Source organism: Micromonospora sp. GCM10011542 (genome assembly GCF_042650685.1).
Taxonomy (GTDB): domain Bacteria; phylum Actinomycetota; class Actinomycetes; order Mycobacteriales; family Micromonosporaceae; genus Micromonospora.
In genome coordinates this window covers 64,362-89,654 of the sequence record NZ_JBHSBO010000058.1, presented here as the reverse complement: position 1 = coordinate 89,654, position 25,293 = coordinate 64,362, and the positions used below count along the sequence as shown (strand labels likewise).

Here is a 25,293-nt window from a genome sequence, read left to right as displayed (position 1 = left end):
ACTCGGGTTCCTGTAAAGCGGGGTGTCCCGGACCGCCGGATACCGCGACTTCATGAAAATCGAGTGGATCACTGCGCCGCGCCGCCACGCCGCCCCGCCCCGCCCCGCCGCCACGCCGCGGCGCGGCGCTGCGGTGCGGCCGGGTTCACAGGACCTGCAGGGCGGTGCAGAGCCAGCGGCCGCGGCGGTGTTCCAGGCGTACGGCCAGCGCCCAGGAGCGCCCGTTGGTGCCGGTGAGGACCGCCGCACCCTCCACCGCCCCCTCGCGGGGCTCACAGACCCGCAACCGGCGCAGCCGCAAGCGCGGGGCGGACCGAGCGGCGTCGCTGCGGGCCGGCCCGGCCGGCAGCGCGGGCGAGCTCGGCCAGCAGTTCGCTGGCCTGGGGCGGGTCGAGCAGGGCTCGTAGCTGCCCCGGCGAACGGTAGCCGTTGAGCATCTCCACGCAGGTGCCGACGAAGCGGTGGGCGGCGCGCGTCGCCTCCGGGGTCGCGGTGGCCAACACCGCCAACGCCGCTGGCGGTGCCGGGGTGCCAGGGCGGGTCTGCACCGGTCGGAGGGAGCCGCGGGCACTCGGCCGGACCGGGTCCGGACGGTTCGCCGCGAAGAGGTCGAGGGCGAGCTGGCCGTGGGTGTGGGCGGGCCAGAACGACCCGGTCTGCTCGTCGACGTACGGCGGGTCGAGCGGCGGCACGGGGCGCAACCGCACCGGGGGTCGGGACGGACCGGGACGACGCGCCTCGCTCACCGATGCCCCCTAAGATCTTGCGTTTGCCTTCGTTTGCCTTCGACAGCCTCGATGTGAGGGACGGAGCGGCGACGGCCAATGGCGCAGGGGGATCGGTGGGACTACTCCGCGTCGCGGTCGGTGAGGGGGTTCTCTCGTACCCAGTCCGCGGTTTCGGCGTACTTGTGCTGGATGTACTCCTCCAGCCGGGCGCGCTCCACCCGCCACTGGCCGCGCCCGCCGATCTTGATCGCCGGCAGTTCACCGCTGCGCACCATGTGGTAGACCTGCGAGTCCGACACGTTCAACTCGGCGGCGACGTCGGAGAGCAGCAGGAACCTCGGCTCCACGGAAACTCCCGGTGTTGGGGTCGTTTGCCCCAGTTTGCCATCGACAGCGTCTTCAGCCCAGCGACGCGTCGCCGGCCGTCCGGCGGACACACCGGTGCTGAGACTTCCACCGACCGGAGGTGGGGTGTATGACGGTCACGGCGTGCGGCATGATCTGCGCCCGGGCCGGCGGCCGCCGGTGGAGGACTGAGCGGGGAGACGACCGGTGACCGACGAGCTTGTCCGGGTGTACGTGCCGGCGACCGTACCCATGCTGGCCCGGCTGCGGGAGCAGGGGCTGAGCGCCGACCAGGCGCACGCGGTGACCCCGGCGCTGCGTGAGTGGTACGCCGAGGGCGACGAGGAGGAGTTGGAGTACGTCGCCTTCACCCGGGCCGCCCAGGACGCGCTGCACCTGCTCCGGTCCGATCCGGTCGCGCCCCGCCGCCGGGTGGTGGTGTCGGTCGACCTGCCCTCCACCGCGCTGGGCCGGGGCGACGGCGAGCTGGGGTCCAGCATGGTGACGCTGGTCGGGCCGGTGCCGGTGGGCGCCGTCGCGGCGATCCACGTGGACGGCGCGGACGCGGTGGAGGACGTCGCCGCCGCGGCCGAGGTGGTGGCCGAGGCGGCCGTCGGTGACCTGGACGCGCAGTTCACCGTCGACGGGGCCGAGGACCACGAGCTGGAGTGGTACGACGTCACCGAGCTGGATCTGCTGCTGCGCGCCGTCTCCTGATCGCGCGCCGCCGGCCGGGCAGCCGGTCAGCGGGCCGGATCCGCCACATCATCGGCATCGGTCGCCGGGGCGGTGCCGGCGGGCTCGGCTCCGTCGACCTCGTGATCGTCGGAGCGGCCCAGGGTGCGACCGAACGCGATGAGCGCGGTCAGCGCCCCGACGAAGAGGACCCAGATGCCGTTGTCCACCCGCGAGGTGCCGAGTGAGGTCTGGGCCACCGCGTCGGCCTCGCTGAGCGCGCTGGCCAGGTCGAGCAGCGACCGGCCGCCGATCCGGATGATCACCTCGGCGAGCAGCAGGAGCAGGCCGGGGCCGGCGCCGGCGAGCAGATAGGCCGGCCAGCGCAGCCCGGGCGCCGCAGGGTCGTGGCGGGTGGCCCGGCGCCGGGCCCAGGTCAGGTAGCCGAAGGCCATCAGGCCGGCGATGAGGCCGGCGAGCAGTGACTCGGTGCGCGACACCCACTTCGCCGCGTCCACCAGGGACTCCTGGCTGTCGCCCGCGCCGAAGAGGTCGAAGAGCGGGTCGCGGGCCCTGCTGAACGCCACCACGAAGACCAGTGCGCCCAGTGTGGCCGCCGCGACGGCCCCGACCACGGGAGCGGTGCGGGCGCCGGCGACCGCGCCGCCGATGATCGCGGCGGCGGCGGTGGTGCCGGCGATCACGTTGGTGGTCGAGGTGTCGAAGTAGGTCAGGTTGATCGCCACCGCGGCGGCCAGCCCGACCACCATGCCGGCCCCGATCGCCCCGACGAACCGCAGGGTGGCCCGGTCGCCGTAGCGGCGGGCCAGCAGGTTGCCGCCGGCCAGCGCGACGGCCGCCCCGGCGACCAGGGCCGCGGAGATCACGCCGGGCAGGGCAAACGCGGAGAGGCTGATCGCGGTGACCCCGGCCGCGGCCGAGGTGATCGCCTCCCGGGTCGACCAGAGCATCGCGGCCAGCCAGCCGAGCGCCAGCAGCGCGGGCACCGCCGCGCCGGGAGCGGGCACCGGCGCGCCGGTCGGGGTGGCCGCGTCGCCCGCCGGCTCGTCCGACTCCGCGGCCGGGACGCGGCCTGGCTGCTTGGTCATCGTCTCCCCTTCGACGGCGGCAGGTCACCGACCATTCAGGGTACGCGCGCCCGCTGACCTTCCGGCCGGGCCGGCAGCCCGGTAAGGAGCCCAGGGGTGCAACGGTCCTTGGCCGCAGGGTGGTGGGGGAGGTGAGCCCGACGGCCCTGCATGAAAGAATCGGGGGAGGTCCCGCCGTTGCTCGGCCCCGTCGCGCGGCGTCCGGTGTCCGGCCGTCCGGTCGGTGCCCGCGGGTCCGGTTTCGCCACCGCTGTCGAGATCGCCAGGAGCCTTGATGGACGCCGTGTTCTCCGTACCCGAGCCCCGCAACGAGCCGGTACGCAACTACGAGCCGGGCAGCCCCGACCGGGAACGGCTCCAGCGGCGGCTGACCGAGCTCGCCGCCGAGCAGATCGAGCTGCCGATGACCATCGCCGGCGAGCAGCGGATGGCGGCCGGTGACTCGATCAGGGTGGTGCAGCCGCACAAGCACGCGCACGTGCTGGGCATGACGGCGCACGCCACCCACGACGACGCCCGCGCCGCGATCAAGGCCGCAAAGGACGCCGCCCCGATGTGGCGGGCGCTGCCGTTCGAGGAGCGCGCCGCGATCTTCCTGCGCGCCGCCGAGCTGCTCGCGGGCCCGTGGCGGGACACCCTCAACGCCGCCACCATGCTCGGCCAGTCGAAGACCGCGATCCAGGCGGAGATCGACTCGGCCTGCGAGTTCATCGACTTCCTCCGGTTCAACGTGCACTTCGCCCGCCGTCTGCTCGAGGAGCAGCCGATGTCGTCGCCGGGGGTGTGGAACCGCTTCGACCACCGCCCGCTGGAGGGCTTCGTCTACGCGGTCACCCCGTTCAACTTCACGGCGATCGCCGGCAACCTGCCCTCGGCGCCGGCCCTGCTGGGCAACACGGTGATCTGGAAGCCGGGCCCGACCCAGCAGTTCGCCGCGCACTTCACGATGCGACTGTTCGAGGCTGCCGGCCTGCCCCCCGGTGTGATCAACATGGTCACCGGGCGCGGCGAGGAGGTCTCCGACGTCGTGCTCGCCGACCCCGACCTGGCCGGCATCCACTTCACCGGCTCGACCAAGGTGTTCCAGCAGCTGTGGCGGACCGTCGGTGACAACATCGCCACCTACCGGGGCTACCCCCGCCTGGTCGGCGAGACCGGCGGCAAGGACTTCGTCGTCGCGCACACCAGCGCCGACGTCGACGCCCTGCACACCGCGCTGATCCGGGGCGCCTTCGAGTACCAGGGTCAGAAGTGCTCGGCGGCGTCGCGGGCGTACGTGCCGCGCTCGCTCTGGGAGGGTGGGCTGCGGGACCGGCTCGCCGCCACCGCCGACTCGCTGACCTACGGCGACGTCACCGACTTCAGCAACTTCGGCGGCGCGGTGATCGACGACAAGGCGTTCTCCCGGCACACCGCCGCGCTGGAGCTGATCAACGGCGACGACACCTGCCGGGTGCTCGCCGGTGGCACCGCCGACGACTCGGTGGGCTACTTCGTCCGGCCGACGATCTTCGAGTGCTCCGACGCCGCCCACGAGACCTTCACCACCGAGTACTTCGGGCCGATCCTGGGCGTGCACGTCTTCGACGACGCCCGCTTCGACGACGTGGTGGCGCAGGCCGAGTCGATCGCGCCGTACGCCCTCACCGGGTCGGTCTTCGCCACCGACCGCCGGGTGATCGACGCGGTCGGCGAGCGGATGCGGTACGCGGCGGGCAACTTCTACATCAACGACAAGCCGACCGGCGCGGTGGTCGGGCAGCAGCCCTTCGGCGGCGCCCGGGCCAGCGGCACCAACGACAAGGCGGGCTCCTGGCTCAACCTCGTGCGTTGGCTGTCGCCGCGGACGATCAAGGAGACCTTCGTTCCGCCGACCGACCACACGTATCCCCACATGAGCTGAGCCGGCGACCGCCGCCGGCGGCGCGCACAGCGCCGCCGGCGGTAGCCTGGCCGGGGTGACCCACCCCACCCCCGCGTCCGATCCCCGTTTCGGGGAGCAGGGCGGTCTGCTCACCTACAGCGACTACCTGCGGCTGGCCGACCTGCTCGCCGCGCAGGTGCCGGAGTCCGACCCGGCCTCCCACGACGAACTGCTGTTCATCACCATCCACCAGGTCTACGAGCTGTGGTTCAAGCTGCTGCTCGCCGAGCTGACCGACGCCCGGGACCGGATGCTGGCCGGCGAGACGTACCTGCCCCGGGTACGGCTGGAACGCTGCCACGTGGTGGAGCGGGTGCTGGTCGGTCAGGTCGACGTGATCGACACCATGACCCCGCAGGACTTCCTGGCCTTCCGCACCAAGCTCGCCCCGGCCAGCGGGTTCCAGTCGGTCCAGTTCCGGGAGATCGAGTTCCTCTCCGGGCTCAAGGACCCGGACTTCCTGCACCGGTTCCGTCGGTTGCCGCCGCCCGAGCGGGAGCGGTTGGAGCGCCGGCTGGCCGAGCCGAGCCTCTGGGACGGCTTCCTGGCCGTACTCGCCGGAGCCGGCTTCGAGGTCGCCACGGCCGAGGACCGGTTCGCGGCGTACGCGCGCATCGTCGCGGACCGGGAGCGGTTCGGGCCGCTCTGGGACCTCGCGGAGGCCCTGGTCGCCCACGACCAGGCGTTTTCGCTCTGGCGGGCCCGGCACGTGCTGATGGCCGAGCGGCAGATCGGCACCAAACCGGGCACCGGAGGGTCGGCCGGCGGCGCCTACCTGCGCTCTCGGGTGGAGACGCGCTTCTATCCGGAGCTGTGGGAGCTGCGTAGCCGGCTGTGACCCGGTCGCACCCCGGGCCCGAGCCGATCCATCGAAGGTCCTCAACGGACAGTCTGCCGCCGACAGTGCACATAGGAAGTCCTGCCGGGTGGCAAACTGTCAAATCCTGGACGCCGCGACGGCAAAGTGGCAGCGTAATGCCCATGGCGGAATCCGGAGTCAACCCCACGGCGGCGGCCCTGCTCGGGCTGCTCCACGAGGGCCCGATGACAGGCGGCCAGTTGATGGCCGCCGCTGAGCGCCGGCTGGCGCCGTACTGGTCGATGACGCGCAGTCAGGTCTACCGCGAGTTGCCGGTGCTGGCCGAGCGGGGCTTCGTGCGGCTGGGCAAGCCCGGACCGCGGATGAGTCAGCCGTACGCGCTCACCGCGAGCGGAAAACGGACATTTTCCCGCTGGCTGGCCGAGAACCCGGGCCGGGACACCATCCGCAACCCGATCGCGCTGCGGATGGCCTTCGGCAACCTGCACTCGGCCAGTCAGCTCAAGAACCTGTACGCCTCCGCCAACGAGTACCACACCGAGGCCCTGGCCCAGGTGCGCGAACAGGTCAAGAACGCCAAACGGGAGGGCGAGACGTACGACGCCAGCGCCCTGGAGTTCGCCGTGGCGTACCACAAGGCGGCGCTGACGTGGCTGAAGTCCGCCCCCGTCGGGTGACCTCCGGCGAGGTTCGCCATAGGGAACGAGCTGCTCCGCCCGCGGCACAGTACGCTTATCTGTCGTGACCGCTGCCGATTACGCCGAACAGCTCAAGGAACTCGACGCGACCCTGCGCAACATCGAGGCCGTCCTCAACCTTGACCGTCTGCACGAGGACAAGGCCCGGCTGGAGGAGCAGGCTTCCGCCCCCGACCTCTGGGACGACCAGGCCAAGGCCCAGCAGGTGACCTCGCAGCTGTCGTACGTCAACGGCGAGATCAGCAAGCTGGGCAGCCTCCGTTCCCAGCTCGACGACGCCCAGGTCCTGCTGGAGCTGGCCGAGGCCGAATCGGACCCGGGGGTGCTGACCGAGGTCGAGTCGGAGATCACCAGCCTGACCAAGGCCATCCAGGAGATGGAGGTCCGCACCCTGCTCTCCGGCGAGTACGACTCCCGGGAGGCGCTGGTCGCCATCCGGGCCGGCGCCGGCGGCGTGGACGCGGCGGACTTCGCCGAGATGCTGCTGCGGATGTACCTGCGCTGGGCGGAGCGGCACGGCTACCCCACCGAGGTCTACGAGACCTCGTACGCCGAGGAGGCGGGCCTGAAGTCGGCCACCTTCGCGGTCAAGGTGCCGTACGCCTACGGCACGCTCAGCGTCGAGTCGGGCACCCACCGGCTGGTCCGGATCAGCCCCTTCGACAACCAGGGCCGCCGGCAGACCAGCTTCGCGGGCGTGGAGGTCCTGCCGGTCACCGAGCAGACCGACCACATCGACATCCCGGAGAACGAGGTACGGGTCGACGTCTACCGGTCCTCCGGCCCGGGCGGGCAGAGCGTCAACACCACCGACTCGGCGGTACGGCTCACCCACATCCCCACCGGCATCGTGGTGACCTGCCAGAACGAGAAGTCCCAGCTGCAGAACAAGGCCTCCGCGCTGCGGGTGCTCCAGGCCCGGCTGCTGGAGCGCAAGCGCCAGGAGGAGCAGGCCAAGCTGGAGGGGCTCAAGGAGAACGCCGCCGGCTCGTGGGGCGACCAGATGCGCTCCTACGTCCTGCACCCCTATCAGATGGTGAAGGATCTCCGAACCGAGCAGGAGACCGGCAATCCGACCGCGGTCTTCGACGGCGAGCTGGACAGCTTCATCGAGGCCGGCATCCGTTGGCGCAAGCAGCGTCAGCTCGCCGGCGACAATGCGTGATCGGCTGCGGGCGGAGCGCGTCGTCGATCTCCTGGTAGACCCCGGATTCGACGACGCGAAGCGGTTCGGCGGGGCGTGGGGCTTGGCTCTCTAGTTACACCGCGTAGACTCACGACCCGTGATTCAGCTTGAGCAAGTGACGAAGACGTACCCGAAGGCGTCCCGGCCTTCGCTCGACAACGTGTCCGTCTCGATCGAGAAGGGCGAGTTCGTCTTCTTCATCGGTCCATCCGGCTCCGGCAAGTCCACAATCATCAAGATGCTGCTGCACGAGGTCGCCCCCAACAAGGGTCGCGTCGTCGTCAACGGCAAGGACGTCACGTCGATGCGCTCCTGGAAGCGACCCCACTTCCGGCGCTCGATCGGTTGCGTCTTCCAGGACTTCCGGCTGCTGCCCAACCGCACCGCCTACGAGAACGTGGCGTTCGCTCTCGAGGTGATCGGCAAGACCAAGGCGGTCGCCCGCCGGGTCGTGCCGGAGGTGCTGGAGCTGGTCGGGCTCGGTGGCAAGGAGCACCGCTACCCGCACGAGCTCTCCGGTGGTGAGCAGCAGCGGGTCGCCGTCGCCCGGGCATTCGTGAACCGTCCGCTGATCCTGCTGGCGGACGAGCCGACGGGCAACCTGGACCCGGACACCTCGATCGAGATCATGCGTCTGCTGGACCGGATCAACCGCACCGGCACGACCGTCGTGATGGTCACGCACGACTCCAACATCGTGAACCAGATGCGCCGCCGCGTCGTCGAGATCGAGAGCGGCCGCATCGTGCGTGACCAGGCCCGCGGCGTCTACGGGTGAGCCGGCGCTCCACCCCTGCGCAGCCTGACGACGAACACCTCATGCCGGAGACCCGGAGGAATTCCCGATGCGCGTGAAATACGTCCTGTCCGAGGTACTGGTCGGACTGTGGCGCAACGTGACCATGACCGTCGCGATGATCATCACGATGGCGGTCTCGCTGACCATGCTCGGCGCCAGCGGTCTCATGTACCGCCAGGTCGACGACATGAAGGATCTCTACTACAAGAACATCCAGGTCTCGATCTTCCTCAAGACCGACGTCACCGAAGAGCAGCGCAACCAGATGAACGCGAAGCTCGAGGCCGACCCGCTGGTCAACGAGGTCATCTACGTCGACAAGGCCGAGGCGTACAAGCGGTTCCAGGAGATGTTCCAGGACGCACCGGATCTGATCAGCGCGGTGAAGGAGGACAGCCTTCCGCCGTCCTTCCGGATCAAGCTGAACAACCCGGAGCAGTACAAGAACATCTACGACCAGTACAAGGACACCGAGGGCGTCGACGAGATCGTCGACCAGAGTCGGCTGCTGGACAAGATCTTCAACATCCTCACCGCGATCCAGAACATCGCGCTGGCCGCCGCCATCGTGATGGCGGTCGCCGCACTGCTGCTGGTCGCGAACACCATCCAGGTCGCCGCGTACAGCAAGCGACGTGAGGTGGCGGTCATGAAGCTGGTCGGCGCGTCGAACTGGTTCATCCAGGCGCCGTTCGTGCTGGAGGCCGTGGTCGCGGGTCTGATCGGCTCACTGCTCGGCCTGGTCGCACTGATCGCGGCGAAGTATCTGCTCTTCGACGGGTCGCTCAAGGCGCTGGAGGGGTTGCTCTCCCCGATCAGCTGGGGCGACATCATGTTCATCTTCCCGCTGATGGCCGGTGTCGGTGGTCTGATCAGCGCCGCCACCGCCTGGATCACGCTCCGCTTCTACCTGCGGGTCTAGTGGTCGTACGGGTCGTCCCGTCGCTCGGCTGAAGGACCCTCCCGCGCCGGAAATAATCGGTGCGGGAGGGTCCTTGTCATACGGGTAGCATGATCGGTTGTCCGGCCGGGGTGACCCGGTCGCGGACGCCCAGGAGAGGGGGTGGCACCGATGCCACGGGAAAAGGGGCGCAAGGTCGTCGCCTCCAACAAGAAGGCGCGCCACGACTACTCGATCCTCGACACGTACGAGGCGGGCATGGCGCTGACCGGCACCGAGGTCAAGTCGCTGCGGGCGGGGCGGGCGTCGCTGGTGGACGCCTTCGCCCAGGAGCGCGACGGTGAGCTCTACCTGCACGGGATGCACATTCCCGAGTACACCCAGGGCACCTGGACCAACCACGAGCCCCGGCGTACGCGCAAGCTGCTGCTCAAGCGGCTGGAGATCGACCGGCTGATCGGCAAGACCCGCGAGGGGGGCCTGACCATGGTCCCGTTGCAGGTCTACTTCTCCGACGGCTGGGCGAAGGTGGAGATTGCCCTGGCCAAGGGCAAGAAGTCGTACGACAAGCGCCAGGACCTCGCCAAGCGGGACGCGGACCGGGAGATCGCCCGGGTCTCCGGCCGGCGTGGCAAGGGCATGGACGACTGATTCGTCCCGTATGTCCGGGACGGCGAACCGACCGGGGCCTGGGGATGAAACCCGTTGCGGCAGGCGTTAGGCTTGTCAGTGCCGCCAACATCGGCGGCCCGTCGAGGGGGTGACTGGTTTCGACTTCGTACGCAGCGACAGGGGAAGCGAGCCGAGGAAGCCGACGTCGTCTCGAGAATCGGTCGTCGGAAACTTATAAGCGCCAAGAACAATCGCGCTGACTTCGCTCTCGCCGCCTGAGGCGAGTAGCTGAGTCTGTCGGCCTGGGAACGCCTTCGTCCCAGTCAGCCGGCATCAGCTAGAAGGCTGGCCAATCGGACCCGGTCGCGGGGTCCGTGCGGCGAGATCAATCAGCGACTGGGCCCGTCACACCAACTTGCTCGCGTGAGCGGTGGGGCCGAGTAGAGGCATAGCGAGCTGCGCTCGGAGAAGCCCTGACAAACCGGCGAAGGACCCGGGTTCGATTCCCGGCACCTCCACCACCTCGAAGCGAAGCGCCCCGGCCACCCGGCCGGGGCGCTTCGTCGTTTCTCCCTCGGCCTAAGCTGCCGCCTGTGACGAATGAGCCCCTGCGCCTGTCGGTCGGCGCGTCGCCCGGTCAGCGCGCCGTGACCGTGCTGGCGGGCGCGTTCTGCGCCGCCGTCGGGCTGGTCTTCGTGGCGCTGCCCCTGCTGGCGGACGGGCTGCTGCGCAGGATGACCGGGCCCGGCGACACGTTCGCCTCCTACGAGAGCGCCCGCGACGTCCCGCCCGGGCTGTTGCCGCCCGGGCTGAGCGACGGCGGCGGTGGCGGGGAGGCGGGCCTCGGCCCGGGCCGGCTGGTGGGGCTCTGCGGGCTGCCGTTCGCGCTGCTGGGGCTCTATCTCGTGCTGCGGGTGCTGCGCACCGCCGCCTGGCTGGACGGCACCCGGGCGCGGGTCCGCGGCGCGTTCGGCAGCCGCACGGTCGACCTGGCCACCGCCGACATCGAGGCCGGGATGGTGACGTACCGGCAGGCGAGGGACGGCCGGCGGGACACCGTGCAGCGGGTGCCGACGCTCGTCGCCCGTGACCCGGAGACCCGGCGGCGGATCACCATCCCGCTGCGCGGCATGGGCCTGGCCACGCTGCCGCCGTACCAGCTGCGGGCGCTCGCCGACGCGATGACCGCCGGCCGCCCCGCCGGCGGGCGGGACGGCGAGGCGCACGCGCTCGCCGCGCAGCTACGTGCCATGGCGGAACGACCGCTGGGCGACTGAACGGGGAGACGGCTGTTGCTTCACGTGACCGCTGCGTCGCAGGGGGCAGATGAGGCGGTCCGAGGCCCTGGACAGGGCAGGACCAGCGGGTTCACCATCGCGGTATGCGGTAGCAGCACAGCGCGCGGGAGGTGCCCATGGTCACCGGTCCGGTCCAGCAGCCGACGATCCTCGCCCGGCCGCCCGCGGCGCGCCCGCACCCCGGCGCTCTCCCCGACGACCTGCGCGCGTTCGCCGTGGCGCTCGCGGTCCCGCCGACCGAACCCCGCTGGCGCGAGTGCGTCCTGAGCCGGCTGCGTCCGGTCGGGCAGGGCTTCGTCGAGCACGTCCGAAGCACCGAGGGGGCCAGCGGCCTCTACCGGGAACTGCTCGCGCACTCGCCGAGACTGGACCGGCGTGTCCGGCTGCTGACCCGCGAGCACACCGCGATCCTCGCGGCGATCCTGACGGTGCAGCGGGCTGCCGAGCAGCCCGACGCCTGCGCCGAGGAGCTGCGCGGCCGGGCCGGGCTGCTGCTGCGGGCGTTGGCGCGGCACCGGCAGCGCGGCGCGGACCTGCTTTGGCAGGCGTACCAGACCGATCTGGGCGGCGAGACCTGAGCGGGCCGGCCGGCGGGGAACCGGGGCGGCCGGCACCGCGTCGTACCGCCATGCGTCGCTCGGTTCTCTCGCTCGGTCTGCCCCTGCTGCTCGCCGCCGGCTGCGCCTCGGCCGGCTCCGACCCGACCGACGGTCCTTCGAGCCACCGCTGGGAGGCGTTCGACCAGCGGGCCGTCGAGGTCGCCGAGGCATGGCGGCCGGGGGCGGAGTGGCGCACCGGGTACGTCCCGTTGCAGGGGTCGACCGTGTTGACGGGCGACCCGGGCTTCACTCCGGAGACCGAGGCGGCGTTCCAGGCCGGCTGGTACCGCGCGCAGGTGCCCATCCCGCCCACCCGGGTGGGCGATGTGATCCGGTTTCCCGACGGCACCCTGACCCTGCCCCTGGTCAGCGCGGACGAGGCGTACCGGCAGCTCGACCAGGGGGATCCGCCGCCGTGCCCGGGTCGGCCCAAGCGTCCCGGGCTGCCGACGCCCGGTCCGACCGTCGAACCGGGCCCGGACGGGTCGGTCAGCAGCGCGCCGCTGACCGCCTGCCTGCCGCTGACCGTCACCGCCGTGACGCTGGGCGCGGTGCCGGTACGGACCAGCCGGGGCGAGGCCCAGGTGCCCGCGTGGCTGTTCACCGTCGAGGAGTTGGCGACCCCGGTCGCGCGGATCGCCGTCGCGCCGGCGGCGGTCACTCCGCTTCCCGAGCCGAGCGCGCCGGTCCGGCCGGCACCCGACGGCGTGGTGGGCGCGCAGGACCTTGTCGCGGTGGACGGTGCGCGGCTGAGGGTGCGGCTCGGAGTCGGCGCCTGTGACACCGGGATCACCCCACTGGTGCGGGAGCGGCCCGACGTCGTCGTGGTCGGCGGCGGGGTCACCCGGCTCACCGGCGAGTGCATCGACCTGCTCAAGCTGGAGCCGGTCACCGTCACCCTCACCGCCCCACTGGGCACCCGGCCGGTGCTGGACGTGCTCACCGGCGCGCCGCTGTCCCTCGTTCCGCGCTGAGCCGCCGGGCGACTACGCGGGCCGGGTTCACAGGATGCTGGGGACCTGGGTGCTGATCGGCACCGGCAGCACGGTGGGGCCGTCGGCGTGCAGCCCGGCGGTGAGCCCCGCGCCGAGCTGTTCGGGCGTCTCGGCCACCACGGTGGCGCAGCCGTAGCCGGCCGCGATCGCGGTGATGTCCAGGCCCGGCAGGTCCAGCCCCGGCACGCCGGGCGTCTCCTTCAGCTCGGCGAACGCCTTGAGGATCGCGTACTGCTGGTTGACCGGGACCACGACCACCAGCGGCAGGGCCAGCCGCGCGGCGGTCCACAGCGCCTGCACCGAGTAGTGGAACGAGCCGTCGCCGACCACTGCCACCACCGGCCGGCGGCGACCGGTGTCCCGCTCGGCCAGCGCGATCCCCACGGCGGCCGGTAGCCCGTAGCCGAGGCCGCCGCTGGCCATCGTGAAGTACGACGACGGCCGGCTGATCCGCAGCCGGCGACGCAGGGCGGACAGGTTGGACGGTGACTCCTGGACCAGCACCCCGTCCGCCGGCCAGTGCGCGGCCAACGCGGCGAACAGGGCGTCCGCGCTCAGTGGCGCGGTGACCTCCGGCGCCTGCGGTGCGGCCGGCGCCTGCGGTGGTGGCCGTTGCGCCGCCGGCAGCAGCTCGAGCAGGGCGGCGAGGGTGAGCCCCGGGTCGCCGAGCAGGCTGTCGCCGACCGGGGCGCGGGCGGCCTCGTCCGGGTCGTCCGTGACGTGCAGCAGCCGGGCGCCGGTCGGCAGGTGCTCGCCGGGTACGTAGGGGTAGTAGCGGAACACCGGCGCGCCCACCACCAGCACCGTGTCGTGCCCGCGCAGCTTCTCGGCGAGCGGCCCGATCGCGAACGGCAGCACGCCGCGGAAGGACGGGTGGTCCTCCGGGAACACCCCGCGCTCGGGTGCGGGCGCGGACCAGACCGGCGCGGCCAGCCGCTCGGCCAGCGCCACGGCGCTGGACCAGCCACCCGCCCGGTCCACCCCGGGGCCGAACACCAGCACCGGGTCGCGGCTGCCGGCTAGCATGTCGGCGAACTCGCGCAGCCGCTGCGGGTCGGGCGCGAAGCGGGTGGCCACCGAGCGCGGCGCCGGCGGCGGGTCGGCCGGCTGATCCCAGTCGTCCATGGGCAGGGAGAGGAAGACCGGTCCGGCGGGTGGCTGCACGGCGGTCGCGTACGCCCGCAGCAGCGCCGCGGGGATGTCCTGCGCCCGGACCGGCTCGTAGCCCCACTTGACGTACGGCTGGGGCAGCTCGGCGGCCCGGCGGCTGGTCAGCCGGGGTTCGAGCAGCAGCATCTCTCGGGTCTGCTGCCCGGCGGTGACGATCAGCGGGGTCTTGTTGTGCCAGGCGGTGACCAGGTTGCCCATGCCGTTGCCGGTGCCCGGCGCGGTGTGCAGGTTGACGTGCGCGGGGGCACCGGTGGCCTGGGCGTAGCCGTCGGCCATCGCCACCGCGGTCGCCTCGTGCAACGCGTGCACGTAGTGGAAGTCGGCGGGGAAGTCCCGCAGGAACGGCTCCTCGGTTGAGCCCGGGTTGCCGAAGACGGTGGTCATGCCGAGGGTGCGGAGCACGTCGTACGTCGTGTCCCGGACCGTTGCCATCGCCACCTGCCTCCGTGTCATGGCGCTGCGTCGTGGCTCGCCGGACGACCGCGTGGTCATCGCCCCGACCTGCCGAATCTATCGGGAGGCGGCGGACGTTTCGGGCGTTTCCGGCTGGCCGTGGTCAGGCCCACCTCGAGCCTGCGGCGGTCGCGTCCGGCCGGACCGGATGCCCGGCCCGGTCAGGGCAGGTCGAACGGCAGGGTGATCCCCTCGAGCGCCCGGCTGCAGACGCCGTCCTGCTCGGCCGGCAGCGCGGCGAGCGCGTCCAGCAGCACGTCGCGCAGCCGGTCGGTGTTCTCGGCGAAGACCCGGAACACCTCCTCCTGGGTGACCGACTCGCCCGCCCGCACCCCCGCGTCCAGGTCGGTGATCAACGCGATGGACGAGTAGCAGAGGGCCAGCTCCCGGGCGAGTACCGCCTCCGGGTGGCCGGTCATGTTGACCACGGTGCCGCCGATCGAGGCGAACCAGCGCGACTCGGCCCGGGTGGAGAAGCGGGGGCCCTCGACCACCACCACCGTGCCGCCGTCGACGGCCGTGACGTCCCGGCCGGCGGCGGCGGTGAGCAGCGCCCGGCGCCCGGTGGGGCAGTACGGGTCGGCGAACGGCACGTGCACCGCGCCCCGGTCGTAGTAGGTCTGCACCCGGCCGCTGGTCCGGTCGATCAGCTGGTCGGGCACGACGAAGGTGCCCGGACCCAGCTCCGGGCGGAGGCCACCGACCGCGCACGGGGCCAGCACCTGGCGTACGCCGAGCGAGCGCAGCGCCCAGAGGTTGGCCCGGTACGGGATCAGGTGGGGCGGATACCGGTGGTCCCGCCCGTGCCGGGGCAGGAACGCCACCCGCCGGCCGCCCACTTCGGCGATAGTCACCGCGTCCGACGGTGGGCCGTAGGGGGTGTCCAGCTCATGGGTGGTGCCGTCGAGGAGGGCGTACAGGCCCGATCCGCCGATCACCGCGAGGTCCGCCGTCGGTGCCATCGACCCTCCCTCTCAACTGTCCGATCACCCGCCGCTCAGACCTTAGCCAGCACCCGGAGTGCAAGCTATGGTGCCAGTCATGGCGTTGACAGCGCGGCCGAACCCGGCGCACCCTGCGGATCCGGTGGACGACGGATCCCCGGTCCGGGCTCACGGTTGACGGGTGTGGGGATGCAGGGAGAGGGCCAGGCGATCGGCGGGCGGGCGATGGAGTTGATGACCGGGCGGCTGCTGGTCGCGACTCCGGCGCTCAAGGACCCGAACTTCGACCGTACGGTGGTGCTGCTGGTGGCCCACGAGCAGGGCGGCGCGCTCGGCGTGGTGCTCAACCGGGCCACCGAGGTGCCGGTCGCCGAGGTGCTCGGTGACTGGAACGACCTTGCCCGTCATCCGGCGGTGCTCTTCGAGGGCGGCCCGGTGCAGCCCGACTCGGCCATCTGCCTCGCCCGGATGCGGCACCCGATCCGCCGGGTCAAGGGGTTCCACCAGGTCTCCGGCGCGGTCGGCACGATCGACCTCTCGGTCGACCCGGAGCGCCTGCGGGAGAGCATCGGCGGCATCCGGGTCTTCGCCGGCTACTCCGGGTGGGGTGCGGGGCAGTTGGAGCAGGAGATCGCCGACGGCTCCTGGTTCGTGCTGGACGCGTTGCCGGGCGACGCCTTCGTCGACCGGCCGGACGATCTGTGGCCGATGGTGCTGCGCCGGCAGGGCGGGATGATGGCCGCCGTCGCACACTTCCCGCCGGACGTGGCGCTCAACTGACCCACCCCGCAGGGGGCACCCCCCGCGAGATGACCATGCCGGGCGGGACATGTATAGTTTCCCAGTGCCCGGGCGACCGGGACAGAGGCAAGGGGCCGTGGCGCAGCTGGTAGCGCACCACACTGGCAGTGTGGGGGTCAGGGGTTCGAGTCCCCTCGGCTCCACCCTTCGCGACAAGGGCGTTCGTCAGAAATGACGGACGCCCTTCGTCATTGCAGAAGTCAGAAGTAGCCAAGCAAGTAGCCACGCGTCTACTGCCCTTCGCCCCACAGCACGTTCTTCATCGCGTCGGCGGCCTCGACGAGTTGGGTGGGCATGACGTGGCTGTAGATGTTCATGGTGATGCAGATCTGTGAGTGGCCGAGGAGTTCCATGAGCACTCGGGCAGGCACTCCCTGGGCTAGCAGGAGCGTGGCAGCGGTGTGCCGCAGGTCATGAAGCCGAACCTTCGGCACCAGACGGACCGATCCATCACGGGTCGCTACTTCCTCGCATGAACATTGGCCGCTACAAGAAGCGCCTTGAAGGCCCTGGTGTCGTTCCGGTGGTCGACGGGGCCGCCGATCGTTGATGCGAAGACCAGCCGGGGATCTGCCCACGTGTCACCGAGCGCGGTGCGCTCCTGGCGCTGCCGCTGCTGGTGCCGGCGCAGGGCGGCAACCAACGGAGCTGGCAGCGGTAGGACCCGCATGGATCTGGCCGACTTCAACGGGCCGAATGACAGCTTCTCGCCGGCCAACCGGGCGCGGGTTAGCTGCCGGCGTACCCGGAGGGTCGCGGAGTCGAGATCGATGTCCTCCCACCACAGCCCAAGCACCTCGCTCTGCCGCAGTCCGAGGGAAAGACCGATGATCCACCGGGCCTCCATTCGGTCCCCGAGCGCGGCCGAGAGGAGTTGCCGGGCCTCCTCAACGCTGAGGGGACTCACCTCCTTGTGCGGCAGGGTGGGCGGTTGTACCGAGACGGCAACGTTCCGTGCGACCAGTCCCCAGGTGACAGCCACGGATAGCGCTCGGCGGATCTGGGCGTGCAGATTGCCACGTTCCGGTTAGGAGTTGGGAGGCCCCCACCGGCCGATCCGCAGGTCGTCAATGCGGTCGTTGCGGAGCAGGTCGGTCTGGACGGTGTCCAGCAGGTCAGCGACGTCTACCCATAGCTGTGTCATGGACTCCCACCGCGGTGTGGTGCCGCGGTGCTCCCGGGAGAACTCCACCAGGCACCCGTGTAGCGGACCCTCACGCAGGTCCATGAACAGGCCACCTCCTATACCGTCGCCAGCGATCGGCAGCCATCGAGGTAGCCAGTACCACTCGCGTAGGAGGGTGCCCGCTGGCTGCCTGTTCTGGGTGGCCACGAACCGTTCCATCTCCTCGCGCATGCTCGGTGGGTACAGCTTTTGCTGGACCTCCAGGTGCATCCGCCAATCCCTTATCGCAGCCAACGCCGGATACGGGTCGGAGAAGTCAGGAATGAGATGACCACCAGGTAGGTCGGCGACGTGCCGGACTCCGTTGGATAGCCCCCACCAGATTCGAAGGTCGGCCGGGTGTTCCATGCCAAGGCTGTCCGCAACAGTGTCGACCTCGGCTGCCGTTGCCGGCGGATTCAGGGCCGCGCGGAAGCGGGGGGCGTACTGCGACAGCCAGTCCTCGATCCGGTGCCATGCCCGCTCCACGGCAGTCTCGGTACCCATGCCGTGATCAAACCAGGCCAGCTATCCGAGGCATATGGGCCCTGGCACCGGGTCGATCTCGGCTTGGAGGGCGAGCCAGCGTCGGGCGCGTCGGCGAGTTTACGGACCAGGGCGCTGTGAGGTCCCGGGCTGCTCCGCTCGCCGTCGGATGGCAAGCTCATGCCTCATGATCCATGACTTCGCTAAGGACTATCTGCACCGCCAGCTCAGGTCGAGACGTCTGCCGCTGATCTGGAAGCTCGGTGGGGACGCCGTGAGAAGTCCGGATCGCGTGGAGGTTCGCCCGTGAGGGCGGTCATCGTCGCGGCCGCGGTCGCGTTCATCATCTCCCTGTTCGGCACGCCGGTGGCGATTCGCGTCTTCACCGCGCTCAAGGCAGGCCAGCCGATCCGATCCATCGGGCTCGCCAGCAACCAGGGCAAGAAGGGCACGCCCACGATGGGCGGCGTCGTCTTCATCGTGGCGACCGTCTTCGCCTACGTCGCCGGGCACATCGCCCTGACCACCCTGCCTGAGCGGCAGATCGCGCAGGAGGGCCCGACAATGACGGCCCTGGTGCTGCTCGGCCTGTTCGTCTTCTGCGGCGCGGTTGGCTTCTTCGACGACTTCCTCAAGGTGCGCCAGCGCAACTCCGACGGACTGTCCGCCAAAGGCAAGCTGCTCGGCCAGGCGATTGTCAGCGCAGGCTTCGGCATCGCCGCGCTCTACGTGCCGAGCACCAACGGCCAGACCGTGGCCAGCGAGCACATCTCGCTCATCCGCGACATCAGCTGGCTCGACGTCGGCAAGGTCGGCGCGGTCATGGTCATCGTCTTCGTGATTACGGCGATGTCGAACGGCGTGAACCTCACCGACGGCCTCGACGGCCTGGCCACCGGCGCGTCGATCCTGGTGCTCGGCGCGTACGCGCTGATCGGCTTCTGGCAGTACCGGCACTGGTGCGCCGACGACGCGTACGGCCGCGTGAACGACTACTGCTACCAGGTCCGGGATCCCCTGGAGATCGCCATAATCGCGGCGGCGGCGGCCGCCGCCTGCGTGGGCTTCCTGTGGTGGAACACGTCCCCGGCGCGGATCTTCATGGGTGACGTGGGCGCGCTCGGACTCGGCGGCCTGATCGGCGGGCTCGCGGTGGTAACCCGCACCACGCTGCTTTCGATCATGATCGGCGGGCTCTTCGTCATCATCACGACGACCTGGGTGATCCAGATCGTCTCGTTCCGGACCACCGGTAGACGCGTCTTCCGGATGGTGCCGTTGCACCACCACTTCGAGCTGGCCGGATGGAGCGAGGTCAATATTGTGGTCCGGTTTTGGATCGTGGCCGGCGTGTGCGTGGCGGTCGGCCTGGGCCTGTTCTACTCGGATTTTCTGGCGGTCGTTGGATAAGAGCCACGCGACAAGCTTGTCGCGCCACCGACGGTGATCCACCTGGCAGCCTGGTTCCCCACCCGGGTGCCAGCTGATCATTCGAGCATGACAGCGGCCGCGAGCTACGCGGAATTTCGGGGTGGCTGTGACCGAAGCTGTTTGGGTACCTCTTGCCTCCGGCGTTCCCGCCCTCCGTCAGCAAGACGTCAGCGAGACGCGCAACAACGGCCGACAACCGCCGGCACAAGACAGCAAGGTTCTTGACGCCAACGCCACCCGCCGGCACCTATCGGCAAGCGCCCAATCCATGGAGCCGCCTTTGCAACGCAGTGTTCTGCGAAGAAGCTAGACGGGAGGCTGTCGACAGCCATGGTGACAGCAACCACGCCGGACGAGAACGCCCGTCGGCGGCCGTGTACGGATGGCCCCACGTCAACCACGCCCAGTCGCTCACCCCGCTGGTCGCGAAGGCCGCCCACCCAAGGTCGCGGACGTGGCCAGACACACCGGACGGCCTGCACAGAGCTTGTAAGCGAGACGTCGAAGCCGACCGGAGTCAGCACCGAGTCAGCAAACAGCTCGCCACGAAATGATGGTGGGCGGAACGAGCAACACGCCGGCCGAGCGTGAGCGCACCCGACGGCGTCTGTTGACACTCTCTGACAACGGTGACCAGGCCCCCCCCCGGCCGGGGTCGAAGCTCGGTCTCGGCCTGGTTGCCGTACAGCCCGCGTCCGTGCCGGCGCGGCTTGGCGAGTTCCCGTCCAGACCCTTAGCTGCGGCGAGGGGCATCGGCGGCGACGGATGTCGGCTAGGCTCCGGCCTTTGTTGCCCGAAGAGATGGAAGATCCGTGCTCTGGTCTTGTGCTGCGCGCCCTTGGGTTGCTCGGTTCGGCCTACCCGGCCTGCTGCTGCTCTTGGCCAGTCTCACCGCCACCCCCGCACTCGCCGCCTCCGAAACTACGACGTTGCAGCGCTCGGCGCGACCGCACACGGCAAGGTCGGCGACATCGTCAAGGTGACTGTGGGCATTACCAGCAAGGGACCCGAAAGGTTTGTGGAGCGGGGTCAAGGCGACATCGCGCAAACCTGGAAGCTCACACTGCCACCCGGAACGGAAACCGTACCGGCCCCGGAGACCGAGCTGAGCACCATCTTCGGGGCGGGGGGTGGAATCGGGGCCAACAAGTGCAGCACGAAGGCCGGTGGTGACACACCCTTCGGACCCGGGCCATACGCGTGCTGGAGCACATCAATCCTGAAGCCCGGGGAATTTTCGAAGGGAACGTTCTACCTGAAAATCACCGAGGTCGTACCAAATGCCACGGGCGCTGTTGAGCGGTGGACCGACCCGGACTCGCCGGCTGACAGCAACCCCGACAACGACGAGGCTTCGGTGGTCATAACCCCGACCCCGCAGTCGTCGGCTCAGTCGCTGGTCTGCAGGTCAAGCGTCTACCCGCCCTCGGGGCCGTGGTAGTGCTCCTCCTGCTGTGCGTCGGCGGATGGCTCTACGTGCGCGCCACGCGCCGGGCGGCTTGACAACAATCGCTGACATCAACAGTGGCGGCCGAGGGCGGACATGTTCGTACAGATCTAGCCTTCGGCCCGGACTCGGCGGCCGTCAGCGGATGCTCTGACTCTTGCCGGAACCGCCTTGTAAGCGAGGCGTCACGACAGTGACCAACGCCTGCCGCTGCAAGTTCAGCAACGAAGCCAGCCCCGCGAACTTTTGCAGGCCTTGCATCCCGTGTGACCTCCGGTCGACCACGAGACCCGGTAGGAGTCGACGAACCGCGTCTACTTGCCCAGCCCGGCACCGAGTTCCAACCGAAGCCTCCGGACGAGATCGCGCAGGAGGCTGATTGCCTCCCCGTCGTGAGAGCCGTCGGTCGCTGGTTCGATGCGTCTCACCCTTGTGATCAGAGCTTCCGCCACTTCGATCGTCTTCTCGTCGCACAGCAAGTACAGCGCCGATCGACCGTCCTGGGCACGAGCCCATTCCGCAACTTCGTCGGTGCCGGTCGGTCCGGCGGACGGAAGTCTTCGACGACGGTCATACACCGCTCCCGTTGCGCCGATGAAGTCGATAGCAGCACGCAGCTTTTGATCCCGCAGCCAGCGTTGATGTTCTCCGCGCCGTTGAAGCCATCCGCCGAGGGCAACGCCCGCGAGTCCGAGCAGAGCACCGGTCAGGCCGGCCAGCAGGTTGTCCACGGTGGGAACCTAAACGCTGAGGCGCGGTGCCGCACCAATCGGAGGGTCAGCAGGTCCCCATGATGGTGCCGCCCATGAGGACCATTGGGCCGACCCGACGTCCGAGCCAGGCGCAGTCAGCAGCGAGTCAGCAAACAGCACGTTACGCGACGATGAAGGACGGGAGGAGCGACATTGCCGCCGTGCGTAAGCGTACGGTGCGCCGTCTGTTGACACTGGCTGACTACCGCGATCAGGCTCCCCCCGGCGGGGGTCAGACGCGGATGACGGCCGACGGGGTTGGGCAGCAGGGCTGACGGCCCAGATCGCACCCCGGGTCTCGCCCATTACCGTGCGGACGACCCTGCTGCCCCATACAGCTTGACACGCGACCGTCGGCAGACGCAGACCCAGACAGCAACGGCGACAGCAACGGGCCCGTATCGGGAGAGCCCTCACGCAGGGTGCCTACACCACGGACGTGACCCTATGCCGCTGCGCGATCCCGCTCCCACTGCTCTAGCCGCGCTCTCCTCGCGAGGCCCGCAGGCGAGTCTGGGCGGCGTGCAGCCTCTACGATCTCTGCCAGCCGCGGGCCGCGACCGGCAAGCACGTCGAGGACGGCACTCACCACGGGCGGCTCCAGCGCCAGATCCAACGTCCACTCGCTGCTGTCGTAGCAGCCGAAATCGCGGTTCTCTTGGTCGAACTCGACGAGGCGGCTTCCCGGAACGGCCTCGCCGTTGTGGCCTCCCACACTGGCCTCGACGAACAGCTGCGCAAGCATCTCCTCCCCCCGAGGCGTTTCGAAGAAGGTTGTCGAGAGTGAGCCATCCAAGAGCCACTCGACGAAGACGACCGGGTCGTCGGTGCGTCGTTCGAGTCTGACGTCTTGGGGCTCGGTCTCGTCCAAGTGAGTGGTGCTGGCGATGACACCGGGAGTGACAAGGCCGATCGCCGTTCGGTCGATGCCGGACGTCATGCTGCCCGTTTCGGTGAATCTCAGCTCGCCCCACTGAGGGGTCAAAAGCGGTTCCGTTCCCCACGACTTGGGATCCTCGGGGAGAAACCGCTCCCCCTCGGAAGTGGAGAAAACAGGCCAGCGGGCTCCGTTCACGTACAGCACCCGGTGCACGTCTCTTTCTCGTGCACTCGCGGCTTGTCCGATGTGCTGCTCCCACATCATCGGGGACCACCGGCTTTCATCGACCAGTTCGCCGCCACCGGGTGCGGAGAGGACCAGCGACAAGTCTCGTAGCGACTCCCGGCTCGCCTGAATTCTGGTGATTTGGTCCGGGTGAACCTCGCCGAGCGTGGGGTCGGAGCCGATGAGTGCAGCTACATCCTTGTCAGGACAACGGATCTCGTCCCCTTCGGCACCGCGTCGCCACAGCGTCTCGCCCCTCCGCAGCACCTGTGTGCGCTCGAGCAGCTGCTCTTCGTCGCCTCGGGGGCTGTAGCGGGCAATCTCATAAAGGAGGTCGCCGTCCATGCTTCTTCTCCTGATGCCGTCTGAGCTGTCCCGCCACTACTGAAGACGGGTTGGCTAGGACGTGGCCGCTCTTGAGCCCACTGGACATCCAAGGGCTGTCGCCGTACGTCCTGGTTGTAGCGGGGACCATAGATCATGCCCCTGACAAGACTGATCATGAGGGTGTGGCAGACGTATGACGAGCACCTACTGCAGGCGGAGGGGAACCTTTGTGCCGCCAGCGGGCCGGTGGCACAGCATGGTGAGCAGCCCGCCGAGTAACGCTCCCCGCTCGTGGACGAGTAGCCACGCTAGTAGCCAAGGCAGTGCATCCCGGCGGACATGTCCGTACCTTGGCGGAGTCGGTGAGCAGCGGCGGGCGAGGTTTACCAGACCTCGCCCGCTGCTGGCAGTGTGGGGGTCAGGGGTTCGAGTCCCCTCGGCTCCACCCTTGTGACCAGGGCGTTCGTCAGACATGACGGACGCCCTGCGTCGTTTCGGACAGCGTGGCAGCGGTGGTGCCGCAGAAGCGCCTTGAAGGCCCTGGTGTCGTTTCGGTGGTCGACTGGGCTCCCGATCGTTGATGCGAAGACCAGGCGCGGGTCTACGCACGCGTCACCGATCGCGGTTCGCTGCTGGCGCTGCCGCTGCTGGTGCCGGCACAGAGCGGCAACCAACGGAGCGGGCAGCGGTAGGACCCGCATGGATCTGGCCGACTTGAGACGGTGGGACCGACGTCGAGGACCAGGGCGACGATCGGGCGACGGTGACCGAGGGGGTCTCCATCGGGCCGGCGTGGAGAAACTCCAAAGGTTGGTTGGTAATTTCTTCCGTGGTTAGTGGGACACCTCTTCCGTCATGGTCCGTCGAACCGAACCTCCCGGACCACCCGCTGCTGATCCACGGATGCGGATGCCCTCGGGTAGGGGCAGAGCTAGGAACATGCGGAGGTCGTCGAAGCGAAGATCATCGACTGCGACAGCGTTCGGAAGCAGGCCCCATTTACGGAAGCCGCAGGACTCGTACAGCGAGATAGCACCGTGGTTGTTCCCACGCACCCCAAGGGTGATCACCTCGATGTCGGCGTTCCTGCAGGCGCTCACCAAGGCGGAGACCACTCTCTTGCCTAATCCGAGGCCACGTGCAGCGGGGTGTGCCATCACCTTGGTCAGTTCTGCGACGTGGCCTACTGGTCCGGGTGGGCCGGCAAGCCATACCCCGAATGCCTCGACGCGTGTCCCGACCCGCGCCACGACAAGGCCGCCGCGCCCGGTCCCCACGGTCTGGAGGACTCCCTCCAGCCATGCGTCGGTCTTGCCGCGGGACGGAACCTGCAACCACCCGATTGCCCCGCCCTGTTGCACCACGGCCGTGATCACGCGGTGGCACTCGCTTCGGAGTTGCTCGTCAGCCCGAACGGGCCATTCAAGGGAGACCTCGGCGTCGTCATGAAGATCATTTGCCACACCCCAGATCCTCCATGATGTCAGCGGGATGGCCAACGGCGCGGGGCGCTGGCCATGCAACCGGGTACGGCGTGGGTGACCCCAGCGCTGCCTGCTCCTGACAGTGTGGGGGTCAGGGGTTTGAGTCCCCTCGGCTGCACCCTTCGCGACAAGGACGTTCGTCAAACGACGGACGCCCTTACCGCCCGTCGGAGCGTTCCCGGGCGGTGGGCCGAGGATCACGCCCTCAGCGCGCCGACGCCGGCCTGGGCGGGATGAGGACGTGGTCCACGCCGACCAGGCGGCACACCTGCTCGTCCACCTTCTGATCGTTGGCCCGGTAGGCCGCCTCGCGGTCGGTCATGGTCAGCACCAGCACCTCCGGCAGGTCCTCTGGCTTGGCGGAGGCGAAGATTTCCGGCCGGATGTCCTCGTACATCGCCTTCGCCCGCTGGTAGCTCTCCTCCCTCGACCGGATCGTGACCGCGCCCCCGCCGGGGATCGCCCGCAGCCGGGCCTCGATGGCCTGCTTCTCCAGGTCGGTCGTGCCGTCGGTGAGGAACACGTCGATGTCGAGCGTCTCCGGCGCCACCGGCGCGGTCCTGCGCTCGGACACGCAGTCGGCCACCGACGCCTGGGTGGGCTTGCCGCGGAAGATGACCTGGTCCACCCCCGGCAACTGGCGCAGGTCCGCGCGCAGCGGCCCCCGGTAGCTGCGGTCGAAGGCCTGGCGGTCGACCAGGCCCAGCTCGAAGGACGTGGGAAGTTGCTCGGACCGGATCGAGTCCATCAGCTCCGGGCTGTCCTTCGTGAACTTCTCGTACGCCGCCGCCTGGTCCAGGAAACGGACACTGGTGACGTCAGGGACGGCCCGCAACCGGTCCTCGATGGCCCTGGTCTGCGGCGCGGTGGCATCGGAGGTCAGGAAGACCGAGACGGTCAGGTTCTCCGGCCGGTCCTCGGGCCGTGGCGTGTCGGTGCAGCCGGAGAGGAGCACGACCACCAGCACGATCGCCGAGGCCAGAGTTGGTCTGCGCACCGGGGGAGACTAGCGAGGGCCGCCCGCGCCGTGGGGGCGGAG

Annotated in this window: 24 protein-coding genes, 2 tRNA genes, 1 other RNA gene and 1 pseudogene; 16 read left to right on the top strand and 12 right to left on the bottom strand. The window is 69.8% G+C overall.

Annotated features, from left to right (window positions below):
* Positions 1 to 145 precede the first annotated feature (145 nt).
* Both ACFOW4_RS21170 and ACFOW4_RS21165 read right to left on the bottom strand, forming a co-directional pair.
* Positions 146 to 746 (bottom strand): annotated as a pseudogene (locus ACFOW4_RS21170) (Rv3235 family protein).
* Positions 747 to 847: 101 nt separating this feature from the next.
* Positions 848 to 1,075, bottom strand: a complete 228-nt coding sequence (locus ACFOW4_RS21165) for a helix-turn-helix transcriptional regulator (RefSeq protein ID WP_377530333.1) — start codon at positions 1,073 to 1,075, stop codon at positions 848 to 850.
* Positions 1,076 to 1,280: 205 nt separating this feature from the next.
* Here ACFOW4_RS21165 and ACFOW4_RS21160 point away from each other — a divergent pair, with 205 nt between their 5' ends.
* Positions 1,281 to 1,790: a DUF6912 family protein gene (locus ACFOW4_RS21160; RefSeq protein ID WP_377530331.1), complete on the top strand. Its 510-nt coding sequence runs from the start codon at positions 1,281 to 1,283 to the stop codon at positions 1,788 to 1,790.
* Positions 1,791 to 1,816: 26 nt separating this feature from the next.
* Here ACFOW4_RS21160 and ACFOW4_RS21155 read toward each other — a convergent pair whose 3' ends face one another.
* Positions 1,817 to 2,857, bottom strand: a complete 1,041-nt coding sequence (locus ACFOW4_RS21155) for a hypothetical protein (protein ID WP_377530330.1) — start codon at positions 2,855 to 2,857, stop codon at positions 1,817 to 1,819.
* Between the two features lie 274 nt (positions 2,858 to 3,131).
* Here ACFOW4_RS21155 and pruA point away from each other — a divergent pair, with 274 nt between their 5' ends.
* From pruA to ACFOW4_RS21100, 11 genes are all read left to right on the top strand, one after another.
* Positions 3,132 to 4,760 (top strand): L-glutamate gamma-semialdehyde dehydrogenase, encoded by a 1,629-nt coding sequence (gene pruA / locus ACFOW4_RS21150; protein WP_377530328.1) that lies wholly within the window; start codon positions 3,132 to 3,134, stop codon positions 4,758 to 4,760.
* Between the two features lie 55 nt (positions 4,761 to 4,815).
* Positions 4,816 to 5,619 (top strand): tryptophan 2,3-dioxygenase, encoded by an 804-nt coding sequence (locus ACFOW4_RS21145; RefSeq protein ID WP_377530327.1) that lies wholly within the window; start codon positions 4,816 to 4,818, stop codon positions 5,617 to 5,619.
* Between the two features lie 143 nt (positions 5,620 to 5,762).
* A complete protein-coding gene (locus ACFOW4_RS21140) occupies positions 5,763 to 6,278 on the top strand; it encodes a PadR family transcriptional regulator (RefSeq protein WP_377530326.1) in 516 nt (171 codons plus the stop codon).
* A 64-nt stretch (positions 6,279 to 6,342) separates the two neighbouring features.
* Complete coding sequence (gene prfB, locus ACFOW4_RS21135; RefSeq protein WP_377530324.1) at positions 6,343 to 7,464, top strand: peptide chain release factor 2; 1,122 nt, start codon at positions 6,343 to 6,345, stop codon at positions 7,462 to 7,464.
* Positions 7,465 to 7,582: 118 nt separating this feature from the next.
* On the top strand, positions 7,583 to 8,263 hold the full coding sequence (ftsE, locus tag ACFOW4_RS21130; RefSeq protein WP_030331491.1) for a cell division ATP-binding protein FtsE: 681 nt from the start codon (positions 7,583 to 7,585) through the stop codon (positions 8,261 to 8,263).
* A gap of 67 nt (positions 8,264 to 8,330) precedes the next feature.
* Positions 8,331 to 9,206, top strand: coding sequence for a permease-like cell division protein FtsX (gene ftsX, locus ACFOW4_RS21125; protein WP_377530322.1), 876 nt, complete (start codon positions 8,331 to 8,333; stop codon positions 9,204 to 9,206).
* Between the two features lie 150 nt (positions 9,207 to 9,356).
* The gene (gene smpB, locus ACFOW4_RS21120; protein ID WP_377531662.1) at positions 9,357 to 9,836 is read left to right on the top strand and encodes an SsrA-binding protein SmpB; all 480 of its coding nucleotides are present in this window, start codon (positions 9,357 to 9,359) and stop codon (positions 9,834 to 9,836) included.
* 105 nt (positions 9,837 to 9,941) lie between these two features.
* Positions 9,942 to 10,318, top strand: a transfer-messenger RNA (tmRNA) gene (gene ssrA / locus ACFOW4_RS21115).
* Between the two features lie 72 nt (positions 10,319 to 10,390).
* On the top strand, positions 10,391 to 11,074 hold the full coding sequence (locus tag ACFOW4_RS21110) for a hypothetical protein (RefSeq protein ID WP_377530320.1): 684 nt from the start codon (positions 10,391 to 10,393) through the stop codon (positions 11,072 to 11,074).
* Positions 11,075 to 11,211: 137 nt separating this feature from the next.
* A complete protein-coding gene (locus ACFOW4_RS21105) occupies positions 11,212 to 11,673 on the top strand; it encodes a hypothetical protein (protein ID WP_377530319.1) in 462 nt (153 codons plus the stop codon).
* 50 nt (positions 11,674 to 11,723) lie between these two features.
* A complete protein-coding gene (locus tag ACFOW4_RS21100; RefSeq protein WP_377530316.1) occupies positions 11,724 to 12,668 on the top strand; it encodes a hypothetical protein in 945 nt (314 codons plus the stop codon).
* A 27-nt stretch (positions 12,669 to 12,695) separates the two neighbouring features.
* On the opposite strand, the gene mdlC is transcribed toward ACFOW4_RS21100, so the two are convergent.
* Entirely contained in the window at positions 12,696 to 14,291 is a 1,596-nt protein-coding gene (gene mdlC / locus ACFOW4_RS21095; protein ID WP_377530315.1) for a benzoylformate decarboxylase, read from the bottom strand.
* Between the two features lie 182 nt (positions 14,292 to 14,473).
* A complete protein-coding gene (locus ACFOW4_RS21090) occupies positions 14,474 to 15,274 on the bottom strand; it encodes an S-methyl-5'-thioadenosine phosphorylase (protein WP_377530312.1) in 801 nt (266 codons plus the stop codon).
* A gap of 171 nt (positions 15,275 to 15,445) precedes the next feature.
* Between ACFOW4_RS21090 and ACFOW4_RS21085 the strand changes: the two genes are divergently transcribed.
* On the top strand, positions 15,446 to 16,036 hold the full coding sequence (locus ACFOW4_RS21085; RefSeq protein ID WP_377530310.1) for a YqgE/AlgH family protein: 591 nt from the start codon (positions 15,446 to 15,448) through the stop codon (positions 16,034 to 16,036).
* 91 nt (positions 16,037 to 16,127) lie between these two features.
* Positions 16,128 to 16,200: transfer RNA gene (locus ACFOW4_RS21080), tRNA-Ala, on the top strand.
* Between the two features lie 87 nt (positions 16,201 to 16,287).
* Here the strand turns inward: ACFOW4_RS21080 and ACFOW4_RS21075 are convergent.
* From ACFOW4_RS21075 to ACFOW4_RS21065, 3 genes are all read right to left on the bottom strand, one after another.
* A complete protein-coding gene (locus ACFOW4_RS21075) occupies positions 16,288 to 16,491 on the bottom strand; it encodes a tyrosine-type recombinase/integrase (RefSeq protein ID WP_377530308.1) in 204 nt (67 codons plus the stop codon).
* A 26-nt stretch (positions 16,492 to 16,517) separates the two neighbouring features.
* The gene (locus tag ACFOW4_RS21070) at positions 16,518 to 16,964 is read right to left on the bottom strand and encodes a tyrosine-type recombinase/integrase (protein WP_377530306.1); all 447 of its coding nucleotides are present in this window, start codon (positions 16,962 to 16,964) and stop codon (positions 16,518 to 16,520) included.
* 120 nt (positions 16,965 to 17,084) lie between these two features.
* Complete coding sequence (locus tag ACFOW4_RS21065) at positions 17,085 to 17,729, bottom strand: SMI1/KNR4 family protein (protein WP_377530304.1); 645 nt, start codon at positions 17,727 to 17,729, stop codon at positions 17,085 to 17,087.
* 285 nt (positions 17,730 to 18,014) lie between these two features.
* On the opposite strand from ACFOW4_RS21065, the gene mraY reads away from it, so the two are divergent.
* Entirely contained in the window at positions 18,015 to 19,118 is a 1,104-nt protein-coding gene (gene mraY, locus ACFOW4_RS21060; protein ID WP_210913086.1) for a phospho-N-acetylmuramoyl-pentapeptide-transferase, read from the top strand.
* 1,782 nt (positions 19,119 to 20,900) lie between these two features.
* Here the strand turns inward: mraY and ACFOW4_RS21055 are convergent.
* Together ACFOW4_RS21055 and ACFOW4_RS21050 are read right to left on the bottom strand one after the other, a co-directional pair.
* The gene (locus tag ACFOW4_RS21055) at positions 20,901 to 21,317 is read right to left on the bottom strand and encodes a hypothetical protein (protein ID WP_377530303.1); all 417 of its coding nucleotides are present in this window, start codon (positions 21,315 to 21,317) and stop codon (positions 20,901 to 20,903) included.
* A 466-nt stretch (positions 21,318 to 21,783) separates the two neighbouring features.
* Positions 21,784 to 22,788 (bottom strand): hypothetical protein, encoded by a 1,005-nt coding sequence (locus tag ACFOW4_RS21050; protein ID WP_377530300.1) that lies wholly within the window; start codon positions 22,786 to 22,788, stop codon positions 21,784 to 21,786.
* 337 nt (positions 22,789 to 23,125) lie between these two features.
* Between ACFOW4_RS21050 and ACFOW4_RS21045 the strand changes: the two genes are divergently transcribed.
* Positions 23,126 to 23,215: transfer RNA gene (locus tag ACFOW4_RS21045), tRNA-Gly, on the top strand.
* Positions 23,216 to 23,603: 388 nt separating this feature from the next.
* Here the strand turns inward: ACFOW4_RS21045 and ACFOW4_RS21040 are convergent.
* Together ACFOW4_RS21040 and ACFOW4_RS21035 are read right to left on the bottom strand one after the other, a co-directional pair.
* Positions 23,604 to 24,233, bottom strand: a complete 630-nt coding sequence (locus ACFOW4_RS21040) for a GNAT family N-acetyltransferase (RefSeq protein WP_377530299.1) — start codon at positions 24,231 to 24,233, stop codon at positions 23,604 to 23,606.
* Positions 24,234 to 24,459: 226 nt separating this feature from the next.
* Complete coding sequence (locus tag ACFOW4_RS21035; protein WP_377530297.1) at positions 24,460 to 25,251, bottom strand: permease-like cell division protein FtsX; 792 nt, start codon at positions 25,249 to 25,251, stop codon at positions 24,460 to 24,462.
* Positions 25,252 to 25,293: the final 42 nt, after the last annotated feature.

Coding starts and splice junctions, on each gene's coding strand:
- smpB (WP_377531662.1), top strand. CDS start 9,357: ATGCCACGGGAAAAGGGGCGCAAGGTCGTCGCCTCCAACAAGAAGGCG.
- ACFOW4_RS21100 (WP_377530316.1), top strand. CDS start 11,724: ATGCGTCGCTCGGTTCTCTCGCTCGGTCTGCCCCTGCTGCTCGCCGCC.
- ACFOW4_RS21050 (WP_377530300.1), bottom strand. CDS start 22,788: ATGGACGGCGACCTCCTTTATGAGATTGCCCGCTACAGCCCCCGAGGC.
- ftsX (WP_377530322.1), top strand. CDS start 8,331: ATGCGCGTGAAATACGTCCTGTCCGAGGTACTGGTCGGACTGTGGCGC.
- mdlC (WP_377530315.1), bottom strand. CDS start 14,291: ATGGCAACGGTCCGGGACACGACGTACGACGTGCTCCGCACCCTCGGC.
- ACFOW4_RS21090 (WP_377530312.1), bottom strand. CDS start 15,274: ATGGCACCGACGGCGGACCTCGCGGTGATCGGCGGATCGGGCCTGTAC.
- pruA (WP_377530328.1), top strand. CDS start 3,132: ATGGACGCCGTGTTCTCCGTACCCGAGCCCCGCAACGAGCCGGTACGC.
- ACFOW4_RS21155 (WP_377530330.1), bottom strand. CDS start 2,857: ATGACCAAGCAGCCAGGCCGCGTCCCGGCCGCGGAGTCGGACGAGCCG.
- ACFOW4_RS21140 (WP_377530326.1), top strand. CDS start 5,763: ATGGCGGAATCCGGAGTCAACCCCACGGCGGCGGCCCTGCTCGGGCTG.
- ACFOW4_RS21085 (WP_377530310.1), top strand. CDS start 15,446: ATGCAGGGAGAGGGCCAGGCGATCGGCGGGCGGGCGATGGAGTTGATG.
- ACFOW4_RS21065 (WP_377530304.1), bottom strand. CDS start 17,729: ATGGGTACCGAGACTGCCGTGGAGCGGGCATGGCACCGGATCGAGGAC.
- ACFOW4_RS21105 (WP_377530319.1), top strand. CDS start 11,212: ATGGTCACCGGTCCGGTCCAGCAGCCGACGATCCTCGCCCGGCCGCCC.